The organism is Paenibacillus sp. sgz302148 (genome assembly GCF_056120465.1).
Map to the genome: position 1 here is coordinate 1 of NZ_JBVYOJ010000027.1, position 17249 is coordinate 17249.

Consider the following 17249-nt stretch of genomic DNA (forward strand, 5'->3'; position numbering starts at 1 on the left):
AGTGGAGGGGCCGGACGCTTCGGTGCTGCGGCCGACGCGGCAGGGCATCGTCCGCATGCGCGGCCGTACGGACCGCGGGCGGCGCTGGCACCAGGAGACCGACCTCGAAACGGCGGTCACGCTCGTCAAGGAACACGCTGCCGTCGTCGTGAACCGCCATACGATTTTACGCCTCTACACCAATAAGGCATTTCGCCACTACATTCTGACGCGGGACAACTATACCTGCCATTTCTGCGGCGAATACGGCGATACGATCGATCACCTGCTCCCCCGCGCCAAAGGCGGGCATACGACGCCGGTCAACTGCGTCTGCGCTTGCCACGAATGCAACCAGAGCAAGGCGGCGCGCAGCGTGGACGAGTTCATCGAAGGCGGCCAGTAGCCAGCTTGGATGGGACAGAGCTTCGCTTCACTCATGCCGATGTCTTCGATGAAAGATGGCGGCATCGGCGTTCGACCGTCGTATTCAACCATCGCGCTGTTCTGCGATTTCCCGCCGGAACCCGCCCATAATACAGACCTTCGGACATCATCGAAGGTCTATTCGGCGTTCGGGTGGTCAGATCGGGCTATTTTTGTATAATTATAGTAGATTGCTAGAAAGGGGCTTATCGAAGCATACTTTATGAAAAAACCATGGTACAAACGCACTCGCCTCATCTTCGTTCTCGTCATGATTCTATCGATTCTATCGGTATTCCTCTTCGTATCCTGGACACCTCAGATAACCGACGATAAAGGCTTCGTTCTGCAGGACAGCGTCGCTTCCCTTGACCAAATCGAGCTTGGCGGTGTGAAGCAGTCGATTCTCATTCGGGGCAACAACAAGAACAATCCGATCCTGCTATTTCTACACGGCGGACCAGGTTATCCGCAAATCGCGTATGCCCGCAAATACCAGCAGCAACTGGAGCAAGAGTTCGTCGTCGTCAACTGGGATCAACGCGGCTCGGGCAAATCGTATCATTTCGATTTGTCGGAAGACGATATGCAGGTCGACAAACTGATCTCGGATACGCATGAGCTGACGCAATATTTGCGGGATAAATTTCATCAGCCGAAAATATTTATCGCCGGCCATTCCTGGGGCAGCCTGCTCGGCATTCGGACGGTTCAGCAATACCCCGAAGACTATTACGCCTACATCGGCATCGGACAAGTCGCCAACTCGCCGGAGGGCGAGCGATTGTCTTATGAATTCGCACTGCGCGAGGCCAAACAGCGCGACAATCCGGAAGCAATCGAGCAGTTGGAAGCGATCGGCGCACCGCCTTACGCCAATCCGCGCAAAGACGCGACGCTGGAGCGGAAGTGGGTTCATGAATTCGGCGGCTCCGAGCGGTTGAGCGACTCATACGGCGATTTGATCGGCGGCATGCTTCTATCGCCCGAATATTCATGGCTGGACGCCATCCGGATGGCGGTCGGCAACAGCTTCTCCGCGCAAGTCATTTTGCCGCAAACGGAAAAAACGAACTTGTTCGAAACGCTGCCCGAGCTGAAGGTACCCGTCTACATTTGCATGGGCCGATACGACTACATGACGCCTTCCGAGGTAGCTTACAGCTATTTCGAGAAGCTGGTCGCTCCATCCAAACGTTTTATTTGGTTCGAGCAATCGGCGCATTTTCCGCAATTTGAGGAAGTCGATAAGTTTACGCAAGAAATGGTGAAGATGAAAAAGGAACTCGGGGTGCCTTCACACCAATAGGAAATCTTCTTTGCTTCACCGTAGATCAAGAGACTCCCGCAAGTTCACGAGAGTCTCTTCGCTTACACACCGAACGATTTCCGCGCCCGCGACCAATATATAGCATCATGCCGCAAAAGAGGTGAAACCATTATGGCGCCAATCATTCAGCCCATTAATCATTTAGTCGATGAAGTGCTGGACGGGAACAACGAAGCTTTCTCCGAGCTTTATAATCAAACGATACATACCGTCTACCGCACGCTCTACTTTTTATCCCGGCATCCCGAAGAACTGGACGACATCGTGCAAAACATCTACGTCGAGCTGTACAAAAACTTGGCCAAGTTCGATCGTGCCCGCTCGTTCCAATATTGGCTGACCGGCATCGCGGTCCGGCAGCATCAGGCATATCGCAGACAGCGATGGAGACAACAACGCAACGAAGGGGTCGAGGTGCGAATGACACCCGCTGCAGAGCCCGATTTCGCGGATTCCTTAATCGACAGAGTATCGCACGAGCACTTGGCCCGCCAGATCGCAGCACTATCTTACAAGCAGAAGCAGGTCATCATTCTTAACTATCTGAACGAATTGACGCACGAGGAAATTGCCGACATTTTGCAAATTCCGCCAGGTACGGTCAAATCGAGGTTGCATTCAGCGTTAAGCCGGCTGCGCCGCCAATACAGGAGGGAATCCCATGTATAACGATAACAAACAAATAGCCGATGCTTTGAAGGCGATAGCCGAACGAATCCATCCGCCGCAGGCATTGAAGCAGAAGGTGATGAAGCAACTGGAGCTTTCGAACGCGCAAGGAGACAGACTCGCCCTCGTAACGGTCGATTCCTTCCATGACGAGGACCCGATGGACCGGATTATCCGGCAGTTGCGGCCCGGCATGGGGAAAGCCATCTACGTCGCCGCGGGCAACCCCGATCGCACGGTGAGCAATCAGACCTGCTACGAAGCCGTGCCGTGGAACGGCGATCTGGCTGACCTGCTCCGCCGTGCCAAGCCTTATTCCTTCAGACTCCCGGAGAGCGCCGAACTGGGACAAATCTTTGTTATGTACGGCTTTGACGGGCTGGAGTCGCACGAAATCGAGCAGATGGCGCAAGAAGCGGAAACCCGCAATCTGGACATCGTGGTACGGGATTTGCCCAAGAACGACCGGCTTGTCGGCGCCCAGCTCATCTACACGCAAGACGGCGTCCCGTTCGAGCTTCACCTGCTCACCACAACGAAAAATCGGATCCATGTCCCGGACCTGAACGAGCATATTGTCGAGAAAACAAAAGTTGCGACCAAAGAAGCCGTTTATTTGGCCAATCCGGATTTGTCTTGGCAGCAGCTGCTATGGGTGGATGACGATTCCGATTGCCGCGTCCAATATGAAATCAGAACGTCCCATCCTTCCAAGGCTTGGGTGTTCGCACTCGCGGAACAGATCATGGAATAGCAGGAGGAAAAATCCGCCTGTCATTTTGTCCGATAAACAAGCACACCGCCAAAAATTCCTCCCATACCGACATACGCCGACGGAAGGTTCATATACATATGTCGTGCCGGCAGCCGACGGCTTTCGGCCAATCGAACCGGAGGAGGAATTTGCACCATGAAAAAAATCGTCGCTGCCGTCTTCGCCGCCGTTGCGCTGCTCTTGTTCGCGTCAACCGCTTTGGCGCAAGGCTACCACTATGTCCGTCAATCCACGACGGGATTTATCGGAGCTAACGGATTTTTGACTTTGCCTCAGTGGTATGCCGCCAATCCGCAGACGGAAACGTACCCGGAGTTTTTCTATCAATATCCGTCGAGAGTACTCCCACTTCTGCAAGTGGCGAGGTGAATCGGCGACTTCTTGAATACACCAGCAAGATGTTCTTTCCTTCCTCCTTTTGTAGCGATATAATAATAAAAGCGAACATATATTCCTATTCTGAATGGGGAGGAGGTGAAAGTCATGCCAGATGCAAAGTCACTGTACAGGACCTATCAAGTGTGTGTCAAACCCGGCCATCGATTGTTTACTTACCTGGATGAAGCATGTCAGAACGCCAAAAGCCTGTATAACACGACGAACTTTTATATCCGGCAGGTTTTTACTGCTTGGAAGAAGCAAGAGGGATTACAGCCGTTGCAGCAACAAGTCATGGACACGCTGGCAGCGCATATCGATGCGATGAATGAACGACGGAGCGAGAAGAATCGTTCCCGTCCGTTTGATCTGCCTTCGCAGGAGCAGCCTTTTGTGTCTTATCCCTTCCTAGACGCATTGTTCAAAGTGATGGAGCAATCGGATTATCGCGCACTCCCCACGCAGAGCAGTCAAGGCATCATGAAGGTCGTATTCCAAAACTGGAAGGCGTTCTTCTCCAGCATGAAGGATTACCGAAAGCATCCGGAGAAGTACACCGGAAAACCTCATATTCCGGGATATGCTCAGGGCAAAGCGAAAGGAGTCGTGTTCTCCAATCAGGACTGTGTGATCAAAGGAGGAAGATTTCTAAAGCTTCCCAAGACCAAGCTTCAGCTGGGGATCGGCAAGCTAGGCCGGATCGTCGGCCAGTTGATGCAGGTGCGTGTAGTGCCCAGCCATGGACATTATGTGGTCGAAATGGTTTTTGCTTGCCCGAGAAAAAAAAGGGAAGCAGCACAAGAACATGTACTGGCGATTGATTTGGGCGTCGACAATCTTGCAACCATCGTCACGACAACCGGTTCGAAACCGATGGTCGTGAAGGGCAAGATTGTCAAAGCGATCAATCAGTATTATAACAAGATGAAAGCGCACTATACCGGGATTCTTCGTCATGGCAAGAAACCACGAGAAGGCGTGCATACGTCCAAACGATTGGAACGATTGCATTTGAGGCGCCATCGCCGGATTAAAGACTTGTTTCACAAAGCCAGTCATCACATCGTCAAAATGGCCGTGGAACAACAGGTGAGCACCATCGTCATCGGTCATAACGACGGATGGAAGCAAGAAGTCGTTATGGGAAGGCGAAACAATCAGTCGTTCTGTCATATCCCGCATCAGATGCTGATCAGCATGATCCGGTATAAAGCGGAAGAACAGGGGATAGCGGTCATCCTGACCGAAGAAGCTTACACCTCGAAAGCGAGNGTCGTTCTGTCATATCCCGCATCAGATGCTGATCAGCATGATCCGGTATAAAGCGGAAGAACAGGGGATAGCGGTCATCCTGACCGAAGAAGCTTACACCTCGAAAGCGAGTTTCTTGGACCAAGACCCCTTACCACGTTATGACGAAGCGTGGACAGGCTCTTTCTCGGGAAAGCGAATCTGCCGCGGACTGTATCAGAGTGCGAAAGGTCTAATCAATGCCGATGTAAATGGAGCGGCGAACATTATGCGCAAAGTATTCCCAAACGTCTTTGCACAAGAAGCGAATGGGATAGAGGGGTTGGATGGTCACCCGGCCATCAACGTGTCAACTCCACTGAGGTTAAGCATCCTGAAAAATACAGGTTGAGACATCAGAAACCCCCACTTCAACCGAAGCGTGAGCAGAGGTAAATGGCGGGAGTATTCATGGCATGTACGCGTATGATACTTCCCTTCAGAGCTATCAGGGGCTCGACATCGGCATCGGTTTCATCGGCGGAAGCTGGAAATGCATCTCGTGGGCTCATGCATCGGTCGTGACGGGGTCGCAGTGGAGCGAAAGCGCCCCGTTCAGCGCAAGTCCGAGCCAGATTTTGCAGCTGCAAGCGCTGCTCATTAAAAATGCGAACAACACGTACAAAGTGCAGCTTGACGTCTATGACAACAACGGAACCATTCTAACCAATCTCATCGTCCCCGTGACAACCTCATGGGCCAATTACATGCTGGCGAGCGGATATGTCAACCGGGAGCTGTCGCTGGCCACGAACACGACATACCCCGATTACTTGAACGACGGTTCCTACTTCTATAATGCCAAATGGGACAAAACGTGGCTCATCGATAAAAACGGCGGCTGGTCGGCGTGGAACAACAACCGGAGCAGCAGCCATGCGATGTACGTCGATCCGTATCAGGACTCCGGCGGACAATGGCATTATCCGTCCCCCTCGACGAGCAAATACGGCGTGTCGGAAACGACGGACGGCACGTATGCGTTCGACGAAGCGACCATCCATTATGATTGACCTCAGGAAGAGCGGCCGAATTTCGGGCCGCTTTTTTTGATTACAACAAAATGACAAGCTCGATGACAATCGATTCGAAAACGATGACAAATAACGGCCTCGTCGTCCAAAAAGATAAATACTACGTCACTGTCGGCCCCTTTCTTTGTTGGTATACAATCGTCAATGGTCCATTGACTTACCACAATAAGGAGGCTTTATGAACATGCAAAACCATGACCTGCAGCATATCAAGCGTAAGCTGATGTTCGTGCTGCTTGCGTTTGTGCTGGTTGCAAGCCAGCTTACGATTTTCGCTCCAATACAGCAGGCATTTGCCGCTTCTGCCGTCCAATCCACGGTGAATGCGAGCGCCGCCGCGGTAAAACCGGGAGATCCGATCGATTTGACGATCGTGGCCGCTTCCGATTCGGCTAAAAAGCTGATTTTCCAACTGCAGGTGATTGGCCCGGGCGGCAGCAAAGCGTTTGAAACGCTGCTCACCGACCAAGACCTGCCGGGCGGGACGCCAAAAACGTTCGCTATCCATTGGGTTACACCCGCAAGCCTTCCTTCCGGCAATTACACGGTAAGCCTCGGCGTATTCGGCGCGGGCTGGTCGGAAATGTACTCGTGGGACTGGGGCCTCGCTCCGTTCACGGTCACGGGTACCTCGGGAGGCGGAGGAGGCACTCAACTGCCTGTATTCAGCTCCTCTGCCAATGTACCTACTTCGGTTACTGTAGGCGGGAATGCCGCCGTGTCGGCGACCTTAAAGAGCGACAAAGCCGCAATCGCAACGCTCAAGCTGGTTCTGCACGACCCGGCGGGCCGAGCGGTTCACGAGAAAACGTTCGCCGGTATTTCGTTCGAATCCGGCACCGCCAAATCGTTCGACACGAACTGGAATGTGCCGGTTGACGCTTCGGCGGGTACTTATACCGTGCAGGCGACGGTAACGAGCGCCGACGGAACGGTTGTTTACCATCGCAACACGGGACTAGGGACGTTCGCCGTCAAAGCCGATAATCCTGCGGAGTCCGCGACATATACGACCCAAGTGTCTCCGGCTGTCGTCACTGTCAAAGCGGGCGATACGGCAAACTTTACGGCCAAAGTCACCTCGAGCAAAAACGTCTCCGCCCTTGTCGACATCGTCATCACCGATCCGTATACCGGCAAGCCGGTATATCAGAAGGTGCTGGATCATCAGTCGTTTACCGCGGATACGGCAAAGGAATTCGCTTTGTCTTGGGACATGCCTTCCGGCGCCGCTGCTGGCTCGTATCCGATTCAAATCGGTATTTTCGGCAATAGCTGGGAAGGCCCCTATACATGGAACTCCGGCGCCGGGACGATCAACGTCACGGACGGAACAGCTCCACAGGTCGAGTTCACGTCTTCCGCCCAAGTATCCGGAAATCCGGTTCAAACGGGCAACAAGGCGACGGTTCAGCTCACCGCGACAAGCAGCATCAATATTAGCGGCCTCGTTCAATTGAAAGTGAAGAACGCCCAAGGTACGACGGTATTCAGCAAAGAATTCGCGAACGAATATTTCGTGATGCGGCAGCCGAAAGCTCTAACGGCGGAGTGGACCGTACCCGGCGCCGTTGAAGCCGGCGAATATTCGGTTGATGTTGCCGTCTATAGCACGGATCGCAAAATGACGTATCACCTGCACGAAAATGCCGCGCAATTCAGCGTTACGACGCCGCCGGTCGAACCCGAGCAGCCGGACTACGGCGTGATCGCCAAGTGGAGCTCCGCAGCGACGATCGACGCTACGGTAGAGGCCGGTTATGCTGCGGCGTTGACGGCGGAAGTCGTCAGCGACGTCGACGCCCAAGCGCTCGTCGATGTGGAAATCTACAAAGGCAGCCAAAAAGTACAGCAATTCGTCTTAGACAATCAATGGTTCAAAGCAGGCGTACCGAAGCAATTCCCGTTCACCTGGGATGTCCCTGTTATGCAGGAACGGGGGGACTATTCGGTTAAAATCGGCGTATTCCCGCCAGGCTGGAAGAAATCTTGGGAGCATGACTGGAATAACGATGCCGCCTCCTTCCAAGTGTCGTGGGGAGTCGTGCCGGATATCTCGCTTACCGGTTCCGTCAGTTCCGATACGGTACAACCGGGGCAGCAGCAAACGATTGAGACCGTCCTGACAAGCTCGGAATCGATCCCTGCCGTCGTGACGATGGAGCTGTTCGATTCCGCGGGCAATCGGGTTGTGGAGCGGCGGCTTGCGGACGAAAGCTTCGTCAAGGATGTGCCGAACCGCTATTCCGTCACATGGACGGTACCGGAAGGGGCCGTGAACGGCACCTACGCGCTTAAGGTTACGGTTGCCAAGAGCGACGGCGTTCGCGTGTTCTACGTAAACCCCGAAGCTGCGAAATTCCAGGTGACCGGCGGGCTGGATATGAAATATACCGCCATAGCCAGGACGGAACAAGCGGAGGTTAGCGCGGGCGAGACGCTGAACGTCCATGCCCAAGTCGGCAGCACCGTTCCTTCACGGGTATCGATGAAAGTAACCTTCGTCGATGTGCTGACCGGCAAAGCGGTTCATACCGAAACGCTTCGCGATCAAGCGGTATCTGCGGATCAAACGGCAGCCTTGTCGATCGACTGGACGCTGCCGAAGTGGATCAAAATGGATGAAAGAACGATCCGTACCAAAGAAGACGTCATCCAATACGTATTGGACGGAGACTATAAAATCAACGTTGAGCTGTATAATCCGGACATGAGCCGCAAGCTGTTGTCCGAAGAAGGCGCGGCTTCGTTCAAGGTCGTTTCGCAGATCGATCCGCCGGCGCCGAAGCCGGCGCAGGAGCCTGCGCTGCCGGAAATCATGAAGCTGGGCGTGTTCGCGACGAACAACGACGATTACGGCGTTACCGGCTGGATGCCGCAGACGGGTGCTCCTTGGAATTTCGCCTACCGCTATTTGAACGGCGGGGTGAACAACGAGAACGGCTGGAGATATTGGGACCAAGGAAATGTGGGCACATTCGAAGGCGCTTATGCATACGATTACGCCAAAAAAGCGACCGACCGCGGCTATACGCCGGTTCTCACGTTTTACCAGATGCTGCAAAGCATTTCGGCCGACTGCATCGGCTGCGACGAAACGAAAGACGATATCATCACCTTAAACGATCCTTACGCGATGCGCGCTTATTTCGAGGAGTTCAAGCTGCTGATGCAACTGATCGGCACGGGCAAATACAACGATCGGCAAGGCATCGGCAAAACGGCCGTCGTGCACGTCGATCCGGACTTGGCGGGCTACGCCGAGCAGGCGGTGCTCGACAATAAGCGCTGCTTCGGCCAATGTACGGCGCAAGGCAACGATCCTTCCTTCCTGAAGGCCGCGGTGTCCAGCACCCGTATGCCGGAGCTGGAAGGCTTGCCGGATACGTTCCAAGGCTACAACTACGCGCTGCTTCGGCTGCGCGACATGTACGCGCCGAATGTGCTGATGGCGCCTCACGTGAACAGCTGGGGGACGCTGCAGGATGTCGGCAAAAGCACCGACCCGACGCTTGATGTTTATGCACTCGGCAAGCTCGCCGGCGAATTCGCCGCCAAGTCGGGAACGCGGGACGTTCCTGTGGGCATCAAGCCGTATGACTTCATCTTCAACGACATCGACGATCAGGACTCCGGCGCAACCGGGGATTGGCTCGACCGCACCAACCTGACGCTGCCGAACTTCCACAGATGGGAGCAATTCGTCAAAGGAGCGGTAGAGGCAGCGGGCAAAAAAGCGATGATCTGGCAAATCCCCGTCGGGAATCAGGTATACCGCACGATGGACAATACGCCGGGGCACTGGCAGGACAACAAAGCGGAGTACTTGTTCGGGCATATGCAAGAGCTGGTTGACGTCGGCATCGTCGGGTTGATGTTCGGCCACGGCCAACCGGATTCCACCGCGCACTACAATAAAAAACAGGACGAAACGGAAATTTACAATCCGGAGCCGTTAACGAATATCGTAAAGGGCTGGGGAGACGGAAGCGTCCATACGAACGACAAAATCGCCGTCTACAGCGACGATGACGGCGGTTACTTGAGAGAGCAAGCGATCGAGTATTACAAAAATCCGATTCCGGTTCAAAATAAGCTACCCTCGCCTTAAGCCCCCCCGAATATTTGGGCTGGCCGCCATCGTAACGCGGTCCCCCCACCATATCTAAAGCAAACCCGCCGGCATTCCGCATGCCGGCGGGTTTTTGTGGAGGGCTGCTGTCACACAGCGCCAATATTGCTTGCTGGAATTGTGCAAGGTGCGAAAAAGATGCGGCTTAAGGAGCCGGTGTCAGCTTATGCAGAGCAAGCGTATAGTTCCCGCCCGTTTGCTGTGCAATTGCCCGGACGTAGGCAAATCGGGTAACACTCTCTTCATTGAGTACCGTCAGCTTTTGTGGTTCCGTATCATGAGACATATAACTGTACGTCCACTTTAGCGCAGGACCTTCCACCCATCGCATATCCATCGCAACTTCAGAATCTGCCACACCCGCCGTACCTTTGGTTGGGGTCAGCGTAACTTCCCATTCCTCGCCGGGGGCAACGGCGAATTTGAACCATCTCGCTCCGTCTACCGCCAAGCCTTCGTTCATTGCGGCGGATTCGTACGCCAAGCCTTCGGCGGCATTCAATGCGATCGCATCGGCATAGCTCGTGCCGCGTGCCGGTTGTTGTCCCGGAGGCGTGATGCCGTTGTATAACGTAAACGTCCCTGCTGTTTTTGCCGTTACCTTGACGTAATACAGGAACTGATCCGCGAAACCGTTCGTGTAGTTGATCGTTTTCGTCAAACCCGCTCCTTCCTTCGAAACGGCCTGCGCCGCGCCGCTGTTCGCATCCCAATACAGCGCGACGTCGAAGTCGGCGTTGTTGTCCGGTACTAGCGAAAGCGCGTATTTGCTTTTGCCGGAAATTTTGTACCAAATCTCTTGCCCGGCCTGTACCGCCGTACCGGCGATTTTATCGTCGTTCGACAGATCGATCGCGTTCATCATCATCGTTCCGTCTTCCACCGGCCTTGCGAGCGAAATTTTGAATTTTCCGCTCGGACTGCCATCCGGGAACACGCGCAGCATAATAAACGTGTCGGTACCGCCCGGATTTTTGACCAGCATGGATTGCACTTCCGAAGCTTTGTTGTAGGAGAAGCCGCTATGTTTTGTTTGCGTCGGTCCCCAGTGCCTTGTTTCCATCGAGAATTGTGCACCGTTCAGCGGCGTAAGCGTCACGATCCAGTCCTCGCGGGCTTTGATCGGGAACTTGATCCATTTGGACGAGGATACCTCGATATAAGACGTATACGCATCGCCTTCGACAGCGTCGATTTCGATCGGTTGATCCCACGTATCGCCCTTCGGCAGCGGAATTTCCGTCTCGTCGAGCACTTTGACCTCGTACGTGCCGTCTATGAATTTGCTTGTTTCGTCATATGCGCTGCGCACCTTCGGATCGGCGTCCTGAACAATATCGCGAAGCACCGTCCTCGCTCCGAGATAGTAGCCGGTAGTCACTTGATCAAGGCCCGCTTTCTTGAACTCGTTCAAATAAGCATAATATTTGCGGTTCGCATACTCCCCGTTGTACAGCTGGCCATCCCAATCGGTGCCCCAGCCTTTCCAGGTCATATGGTAATCGCCTTCGACCTCCACGCCCATCCCGAAGCGTTTTGCTGTCGCAACCGTTGTCTGCAGGCGACCGATGTCAATTTTCCCTTTTGATTCGACGTTCGGCCCGAATTTGCTTGTAAAATAGTAGTTCGGCTGCATCATCACCGCATCGAAACCAAGCTCCTTCCAGATTGTCGAACCGTTGGATTGGAAGAACGGGATCCAATAAAACTTCTTTTTGATGCCGCCGCTATGAATTTTGGCCGCAACATGCTTGACTAGATTTTCCTCGTTCATCGTCCCGAAGCCTACTTCTTCATGCTGCCAGTAGAAGCCGGCCAGCTCCAGGTTTTTGTAATGCTTGGATTTGAACGTATTGACGACGGTGTCGATGTACCATTCAACGGCTTTTTTCCTCGCTTCGAACGAGGACGCCTCGCCGTTTTTGATGTCGAAATCGACCGTTTGCCCGGCTAACTGCCCCCATACACCGTTCGGATTCGGATTCGGGTACGGGATCGAAATGACGACTTTCGTTCTGTAGCTCGGGTCTCTCAAAGCCTGCTTGGCCTCGGCCGTCGCCTGATCCAGCGCGCTAATATGGAGATTGTCGGAGAACAGCTGGTCCAAGTATGTTTGCCATTTGTCCTTCGTATTGTATTCCGTATAAATATCGCCGCCGTTTGAAAATAAGATCGTGTCGAACATCCACTCCGTACGCTCGCCCTGCGGGTTCGTATGGGAAATCACCGATTTGTAGTCTTCCTTCGTCCATTTGCCTAGCATTTCATTTCCACCGCCAACCGGGTAGTAGTAAGAAATATACATATGCTTGACACCGCCAGCTTGTTTAACGGTAGGAGGTTCGTCAGGGGCAGGCGCGATCTCCCGCGGAAGCTTGCTCGCCGGGCGGTCGGAAGCTTTGGCATCCCGCCCCAGCACTTGAATCTCATCGGCAAACGTGAACATGCCCACTTCAAACTCCACTTTGATGTACCGCGCGACGGCATTGACCCCTTGCTGGGCGATTTCTTTGCGAGACGCCTGCTGGGAATCGGAGTAGACCGGTTTTTGCTCGCCTGCGCGGAACCAGTTCACATTGTCATTCGACAGCGCAAACTGGATGTAACGAGGCAGCTCGACGGCAGCAGTGCGTTCCTGCAGGAAGCCGCCGATCACGCTGTCGACATATTTGGGTTCGCCCAGGTCGATGACGACCGAACGGTTCACCTGGCGGTTGAAGCCGATCCAGTTTTTGTCCAGGAACATGACGTCGCAATTGCAATAATCGTCATGCTGCTTGGTCGACGCGATTCTGCCGTCCGTCAACTCGTAGAGCGACCCGTTGTCGGCCGCCGTTCGGGTTTCGTAGGCCATCAGGTCCTCGTCTCGAAAGCCTTGGGCGATCGTATACGGTTTGCCCTGCGCAATGTTCGTCAAGCTATCGTTCGATGGCGGAACACGATCCGCTTGCGCATTCGCAAAGCCCGGCTCCTCGTTTTGTTGCCCCGCTGCCAAAGCATTCGGAGCGAATAAGCCGAACGTTAGCGCCAAGGCGAGCATCGTTCTATAGATCTTGCCAGTTCCTAACTTCATGGGGTTGACCGCACCTCCGGATTAAGTAGTATAAACGGCTTGGTACCGTTTACAAAATGAATGTAGCACGGCGGTTCCGAAGGTGTATATGTCGGATCTTTTGCAATCGTATCTAGTTTATAGTTGGGCCTGGCCGGGCATCGAAAAGTAAAAAGGCTTTCGGGTTGTTTACCCGAAAACCTAAAGATGACCTTATGATGCTAAACCGCGCTTTCGGCGGCTTTCGGCTGGATTCCTCGATATAGCAGCGCCTTGCCGACAGGCGTCCGATAGAACCCGCGTTCCAGCAGCACCGCGATCGCGTTGGCCGTCCAGTATAAGCCGAGTGCGATCGGGGAACTCCACAGCATGATGGAGAAAAATCCGCTGAACAGGAGCGGCAAGCTGATTCGCCCGACTATCGACTGAGCAACCGCCAACTCGTTCGTTAGCGGAATCAGGAAACCTACAAACGATAGAATCGCGTAGACAAGAGGCACAATATGCCATGGATCGGAATGGGCAAGCGTCGCGACCCAAGGGACGAGCACCGAAGTCATCGCCGAGCCGTGGCTGCTGAACAGCGAAATCATCCCGGCCAAAATCGGCATTTGGACAATCGGCGCCGCGAGCATGCCAAGCGAAAAAAGCTTGATGCCATGCTCCTTGTTCAGCTTCATCGTCTCTTGCAAGTAACGGTTCGGATCGTCTTTGTAACGGTCCCTCAGCTCCGCGAGCTGCGGCCGAATACGGGCTTGCCGGACTTGCTGGCGGGCGGTTTTCACATTAAACAGCATCAGGATGCTGCGAACGAGCAAGGTCAAACAAATGACGGCGATGCCCCAATCGTGGGTGAGGCTATAGAGAAAGGTGAGCACGGGGTCCAATACTTCGGCGATCGGTCCAAACCAAGAATACATCGAAAATTCCTCCTTGTTATGTTGAGATGACTTTTACATAACAAGATCGTGGGTGCTTCGTCGTCACTCGGCTTTCGCCTGCAGCGCTTGGGTTGCTTACGCCGGATGTACAGCAAACGGACGCACATCCCCGGAATCGATACGCTTTGAGCTTGCCGGCTGCCATCCTCCTTCACGCTGCATCGAAAGCTTATTTCCTTCGAAGATATCGAATCCAGCCAGCCGCTCAGCAAATAGCCGGACAAACCGATGGTTAACAGCAGCAAGCCTATGTCGAACGGGATCTCCATGTGCTCACCTCCTTTCTCTCAGCAACGAATCCTGCCGAACTTTTTTTCGTAATCATACATACGGCAAAATCTAGTCTTGCGTTTCTCTTTCTTTCAATATGGTTATCAGGCATGCACGAGCATGGCGGCTATGAACAAAATGCCGAGCGCGGTATGCACGATCCGCACTTTGCGGCTCGCTCTCCCCCGATTTTGAAAATAAACGCCGACGCCAACAACCGCGCCCATCGCCGCATAAGCGATCAATCCGCTGTACTGGGCACTCTGGTGCCTTGGCCATTGCAGCAAAAAATAGACCCCATGCCCGGTCGCCGCGGCGGCCACGATCCAACCGAACAGCATGTGGCGGCTGCGAAAAAACAGCCATACCCGCTGCAGCGTCTTGGCCAGCACCGGCTGCGCTTTGCGCAGCGACGAGCCAAGCAGCCGCCAGCCGATCAAGCTGATAGCTAGTAGCGCGAACAACTCGCTTGCATGGTCCAGCAGCCCGTCCAGAGGACGGAGCGGAGAAGACCGTACGTTCAAGCTTGTCCGTTGGGTTATGCTCAGCAAGATTAACGCCGCGCTGGCGAAGACGACCGCGGCTAAGAACATCTTGAGTAGAAGGTGCGGAATGCTTTTTTTCATTTTTCACCCCAAGCTTACGCTTCTATTTGATACAAACATGGGCAAGCATCATGAGGAAAGTAACCATCAACAAAGCAAAAGCCGGGTAGGAAAGCAGCCTGCGGTTTACCATGACAATCCCTCCGATTATCGAATCTTGTTATTTCACCATCGTACAATAGCAAAATGAATTTAAGCTGAAAGAAAAATGAGAATTTGGTGAGAAGGGAATGGTACTGTTACAATGAAATCGTGAATCAAGAGCAGGCAACAATATCTACTACATTTTCAAAGCAGGAGTGTTAAGCCATGAGAATACACATCCTCGTCGCGGACGATGACCCGCACATTCGGGAGCTGCTTCGCTTTTTTCTGAAGAAAGAAGGTTATTCCGTCCTGGAGGCGGAGAACGGGCAAGAAGCGGCTCAATTGCTCGAACGGGAGCAAGTTCATTTGGCGGTCGTCGACGTCATGATGCCGGAGAAAAACGGCTGGGAGCTATGCGAGGAAATTCGCCATTTCTACGACATCCCGGTCATTATGCTGACGGCGAAGGGCGAGGTGCACGATATGGAAAAAGGGTTCCTCGCCGGCACGGACGACTACCTCGTCAAACCGTTCGAGCCGAAAGAGCTGCTGTTCCGGATCAAGGCGCTGCTGCGCCGCTACCAGCTGGTGTCGTCCGAGCGGATCAAGCTGCACGGCACGATTATCGACCGGAAAAGCTATGAGGTCTGGGTGAACGACGAAGCGCTTGTCCTGCCGCTGAAGGAATTCGAGCTGCTGGCGCAGCTTGCGGCCCATCCCGGGCGGATCTTCACGCGAGAGCAGCTGCTGGAGCTGATCTGGGGTGCGGACTACGCCGGCGACAGCCGGACGATCGACGTCCATATCAAAAGATTGCGCGAGCGGTTCGGCGGCAAAACGGACGATTTCGCTATCTCCACCGTACGCGGCCTCGGCTACAAGCTGGAGGTCCGCTAGATGAAGACCCTATACATCCGCATCGTCGTCACCTTCGTGCTTATTGCACTCGTGAGCGGATTTCTCGCTTTGTTCGTCGCCAACTATTACTATCAAACGAAGCTTCAAGATTTCAACGAGCAAAAAATATTGCGCCTCGGCGGCGAAATTCGCGCCCTGTATGAAGACATGCCGGAGATGCCGCTTGGCCGCTACTTGACCCGCATCGCGGACATGGGCTTCCAGCTGTATGTCGTCGATGCGCGGGGCGAAACCCAATTTTACGGCGCTCCGTTCAAGCACCGGCAGTTCGCCCCCGATCAGATCAATCAAGTGCTGCAGGGCCATATTTATCGCGGCATGACGCGGGAACCCCACTGGCTGCAGATCGCGGGGTATTTTGAAAATAGCGTGCAGAACACCATTGGCCTGCCGATCAAAGTAAACGGGCAAACGTACGCCATGTTCGTCCGCCCGAATCTAGAACAGCAAATCGGCGAAGTGCGGCTGCTCGTCGCCGTGTTGTTCGGATTCACCTTCTTGTTCAGCCTGGTGCTGATTGTCGTGCTCAGTCGGTATATCGTCAAACCGGTCAAAGATCTGACGGCCGCGACGCAATCGATCGTTGGGGGCGATTACGACGTGAAGCTGGACGTCAGCCGCAAGGACGAGATCGGCAATATGGCGCGGCACTTCACGTCGATGGCGGGCTCGCTCAAGCGACTCGACGATATGCGTCAGGAATTCGTCGCGAACGTATCGCACGAAATCCAGTCGCCGCTAACCTCCATCCAAGGATTCGCGCAAGCCGCGCTGGATGAAGATACGCCGCCCGAAGACCGGACGCGATACGTGCAGATCATCGACCAGGAGAGCCGCAGGCTGTCGTCGCTCAGCAAGCAGCTGTTGACGCTGGCCGCGCTGGACAACGAGGCCGGCACGGTGCGCCGCGAGACGTACCGGCTGGACGAGCAGCTCCGCGGGGCGGTGATCGCGATGGAATGGCAATGGACCGAGAAGCAGCTTGCCGTTGAACTGGACCTGGCGGAATCAACCGTAACCGCCGACCGGGATTTGCTCCATCAGGTATGGCAAAATCTGCTCGCCAACGCAATCAAATTTACCGCCGCAGGCGGCACGATCCGTGTCGAATCGCGCGTCAAGGACGATGCGGTCACGGTGCGGATCAGCGATACCGGCATCGGCATCGCCGCCGAGGTGCTGCCGCATATTTTCGAGCGCTTCTACAAGGAAGACAAGTCTCGCAACCGCAATCGAGAGGGCAGCGGCCTCGGGCTTGCTATCGTCCACAAAATCGTCGCTTTGCACGGCGGCAGCATCGATGCTTCCAGCGTCCCCGGCGAGGGCACCACGATGACCGTAACGCTGCCTTTAAGCTAGAGCA

At 54.3% G+C, this 17249-nt stretch carries 12 protein-coding genes and 2 pseudogenes; 11 read left to right on the top strand and 3 right to left on the bottom strand.

Annotation, left to right across the window (positions count from 1 at the left end; all coding sequences use genetic code 11):
• From AC0LWM_RS28655 to AC0LWM_RS28695, 9 genes and pseudogenes are all read left to right on the top strand, one after another.
• Positions 1-385 (top strand): HNH endonuclease (locus tag AC0LWM_RS28655; RefSeq protein ID WP_474678452.1); only part of this gene is annotated, 385 nt, incomplete at its 5' end.
• Between the two features lie 243 nt (positions 386-628).
• Entirely contained in the window at positions 629-1714 is a 1086-nt protein-coding gene (locus AC0LWM_RS28660; protein ID WP_474678453.1) for an alpha/beta fold hydrolase, read from the top strand.
• A gap of 132 nt (positions 1715-1846) precedes the next feature.
• On the top strand, positions 1847-2404 hold the full coding sequence (locus tag AC0LWM_RS28665) for a sigma-70 family RNA polymerase sigma factor (protein WP_474678454.1): 558 nt from the start codon (positions 1847-1849) through the stop codon (positions 2402-2404).
• A complete protein-coding gene (locus AC0LWM_RS28670; protein WP_474678455.1) occupies positions 2397-3158 on the top strand; it encodes a hypothetical protein in 762 nt (253 codons plus the stop codon). The genes AC0LWM_RS28665 and AC0LWM_RS28670 overlap by 8 nt, the downstream gene beginning before the upstream one ends.
• A 156-nt stretch (positions 3159-3314) precedes the next feature.
• Positions 3315-3548: a hypothetical protein gene (locus AC0LWM_RS28675; protein WP_474678456.1), complete on the top strand. Its 234-nt coding sequence runs from the start codon at positions 3315-3317 to the stop codon at positions 3546-3548.
• Positions 3549-3662: 114 nt separating this feature from the next.
• A pseudogene (locus tag AC0LWM_RS28680) lies at positions 3663-4763 on the top strand (RNA-guided endonuclease TnpB family protein); the annotation flags it as partial.
• Between the two features lie 99 nt (positions 4764-4862).
• A pseudogene (locus tag AC0LWM_RS28685) lies at positions 4863-5199 on the top strand (zinc ribbon domain-containing protein); the annotation flags it as partial.
• Positions 5200-5263: 64 nt separating this feature from the next.
• Positions 5264-5860, top strand: a complete 597-nt coding sequence (locus AC0LWM_RS28690) for a hypothetical protein (RefSeq protein ID WP_474678457.1) — start codon at positions 5264-5266, stop codon at positions 5858-5860.
• 205 nt (positions 5861-6065) lie between these two features.
• Positions 6066-9992: a hypothetical protein gene (locus tag AC0LWM_RS28695; RefSeq protein ID WP_474678458.1), complete on the top strand. Its 3927-nt coding sequence runs from the start codon at positions 6066-6068 to the stop codon at positions 9990-9992.
• Positions 9993-10158: 166 nt separating this feature from the next.
• Here AC0LWM_RS28695 and AC0LWM_RS28700 read toward each other — a convergent pair whose 3' ends face one another.
• The 3 genes from AC0LWM_RS28700 to AC0LWM_RS28710 form a co-directional block, all read right to left on the bottom strand.
• Positions 10159-13086, bottom strand: a complete 2928-nt coding sequence (locus AC0LWM_RS28700; protein ID WP_474678459.1) for a DUF4855 domain-containing protein — start codon at positions 13084-13086, stop codon at positions 10159-10161.
• A 200-nt stretch (positions 13087-13286) separates the two neighbouring features.
• Positions 13287-13985: a YidC/Oxa1 family membrane protein insertase gene (locus tag AC0LWM_RS28705; RefSeq protein WP_474678460.1), complete on the bottom strand. Its 699-nt coding sequence runs from the start codon at positions 13983-13985 to the stop codon at positions 13287-13289.
• Between the two features lie 395 nt (positions 13986-14380).
• Positions 14381-14902 carry a hypothetical protein gene (locus AC0LWM_RS28710; RefSeq protein WP_474678461.1) on the bottom strand — a complete coding sequence of 174 codons (522 nt, stop codon included), beginning with the start codon at positions 14900-14902 and terminating at the stop codon, positions 14381-14383.
• A 288-nt stretch (positions 14903-15190) separates the two neighbouring features.
• On the opposite strand from AC0LWM_RS28710, the gene AC0LWM_RS28715 reads away from it, so the two are divergent.
• On the top strand, positions 15191-15865 hold the full coding sequence (locus AC0LWM_RS28715) for a response regulator transcription factor (RefSeq protein ID WP_474678462.1): 675 nt from the start codon (positions 15191-15193) through the stop codon (positions 15863-15865).
• Complete coding sequence (locus AC0LWM_RS28720; protein WP_474678463.1) at positions 15866-17245, top strand: sensor histidine kinase; 1380 nt, start codon at positions 15866-15868, stop codon at positions 17243-17245.
• Positions 17246-17249 lie beyond the last annotated feature (4 nt).

Bases quoted from the DNA above. Each gene is read 5' to 3' on its own strand.
- AC0LWM_RS28660 (WP_474678453.1), top strand. From the start codon at position 629: ATGAAAAAACCATGGTACAAACGCACTCGCCTCATCTTCGTTCTCGTC.
- AC0LWM_RS28665 (WP_474678454.1), top strand. From the start codon at position 1,847: ATGGCGCCAATCATTCAGCCCATTAATCATTTAGTCGATGAAGTGCTG.
- AC0LWM_RS28670 (WP_474678455.1), top strand. From the start codon at position 2,397: ATGTATAACGATAACAAACAAATAGCCGATGCTTTGAAGGCGATAGCC.
- AC0LWM_RS28675 (WP_474678456.1), top strand. From the start codon at position 3,315: ATGAAAAAAATCGTCGCTGCCGTCTTCGCCGCCGTTGCGCTGCTCTTG.
- AC0LWM_RS28690 (WP_474678457.1), top strand. From the start codon at position 5,264: ATGTACGCGTATGATACTTCCCTTCAGAGCTATCAGGGGCTCGACATC.
- AC0LWM_RS28695 (WP_474678458.1), top strand. From the start codon at position 6,066: ATGCAAAACCATGACCTGCAGCATATCAAGCGTAAGCTGATGTTCGTG.
- AC0LWM_RS28700 (WP_474678459.1), bottom strand. From the start codon at position 13,086: ATGAAGTTAGGAACTGGCAAGATCTATAGAACGATGCTCGCCTTGGCG.
- AC0LWM_RS28705 (WP_474678460.1), bottom strand. From the start codon at position 13,985: ATGTATTCTTGGTTTGGACCGATCGCCGAAGTATTGGACCCCGTGCTC.
- AC0LWM_RS28710 (WP_474678461.1), bottom strand. From the start codon at position 14,902: ATGAAAAAAAGCATTCCGCACCTTCTACTCAAGATGTTCTTAGCCGCG.
- AC0LWM_RS28715 (WP_474678462.1), top strand. From the start codon at position 15,191: ATGAGAATACACATCCTCGTCGCGGACGATGACCCGCACATTCGGGAG.
- AC0LWM_RS28720 (WP_474678463.1), top strand. From the start codon at position 15,866: ATGAAGACCCTATACATCCGCATCGTCGTCACCTTCGTGCTTATTGCA.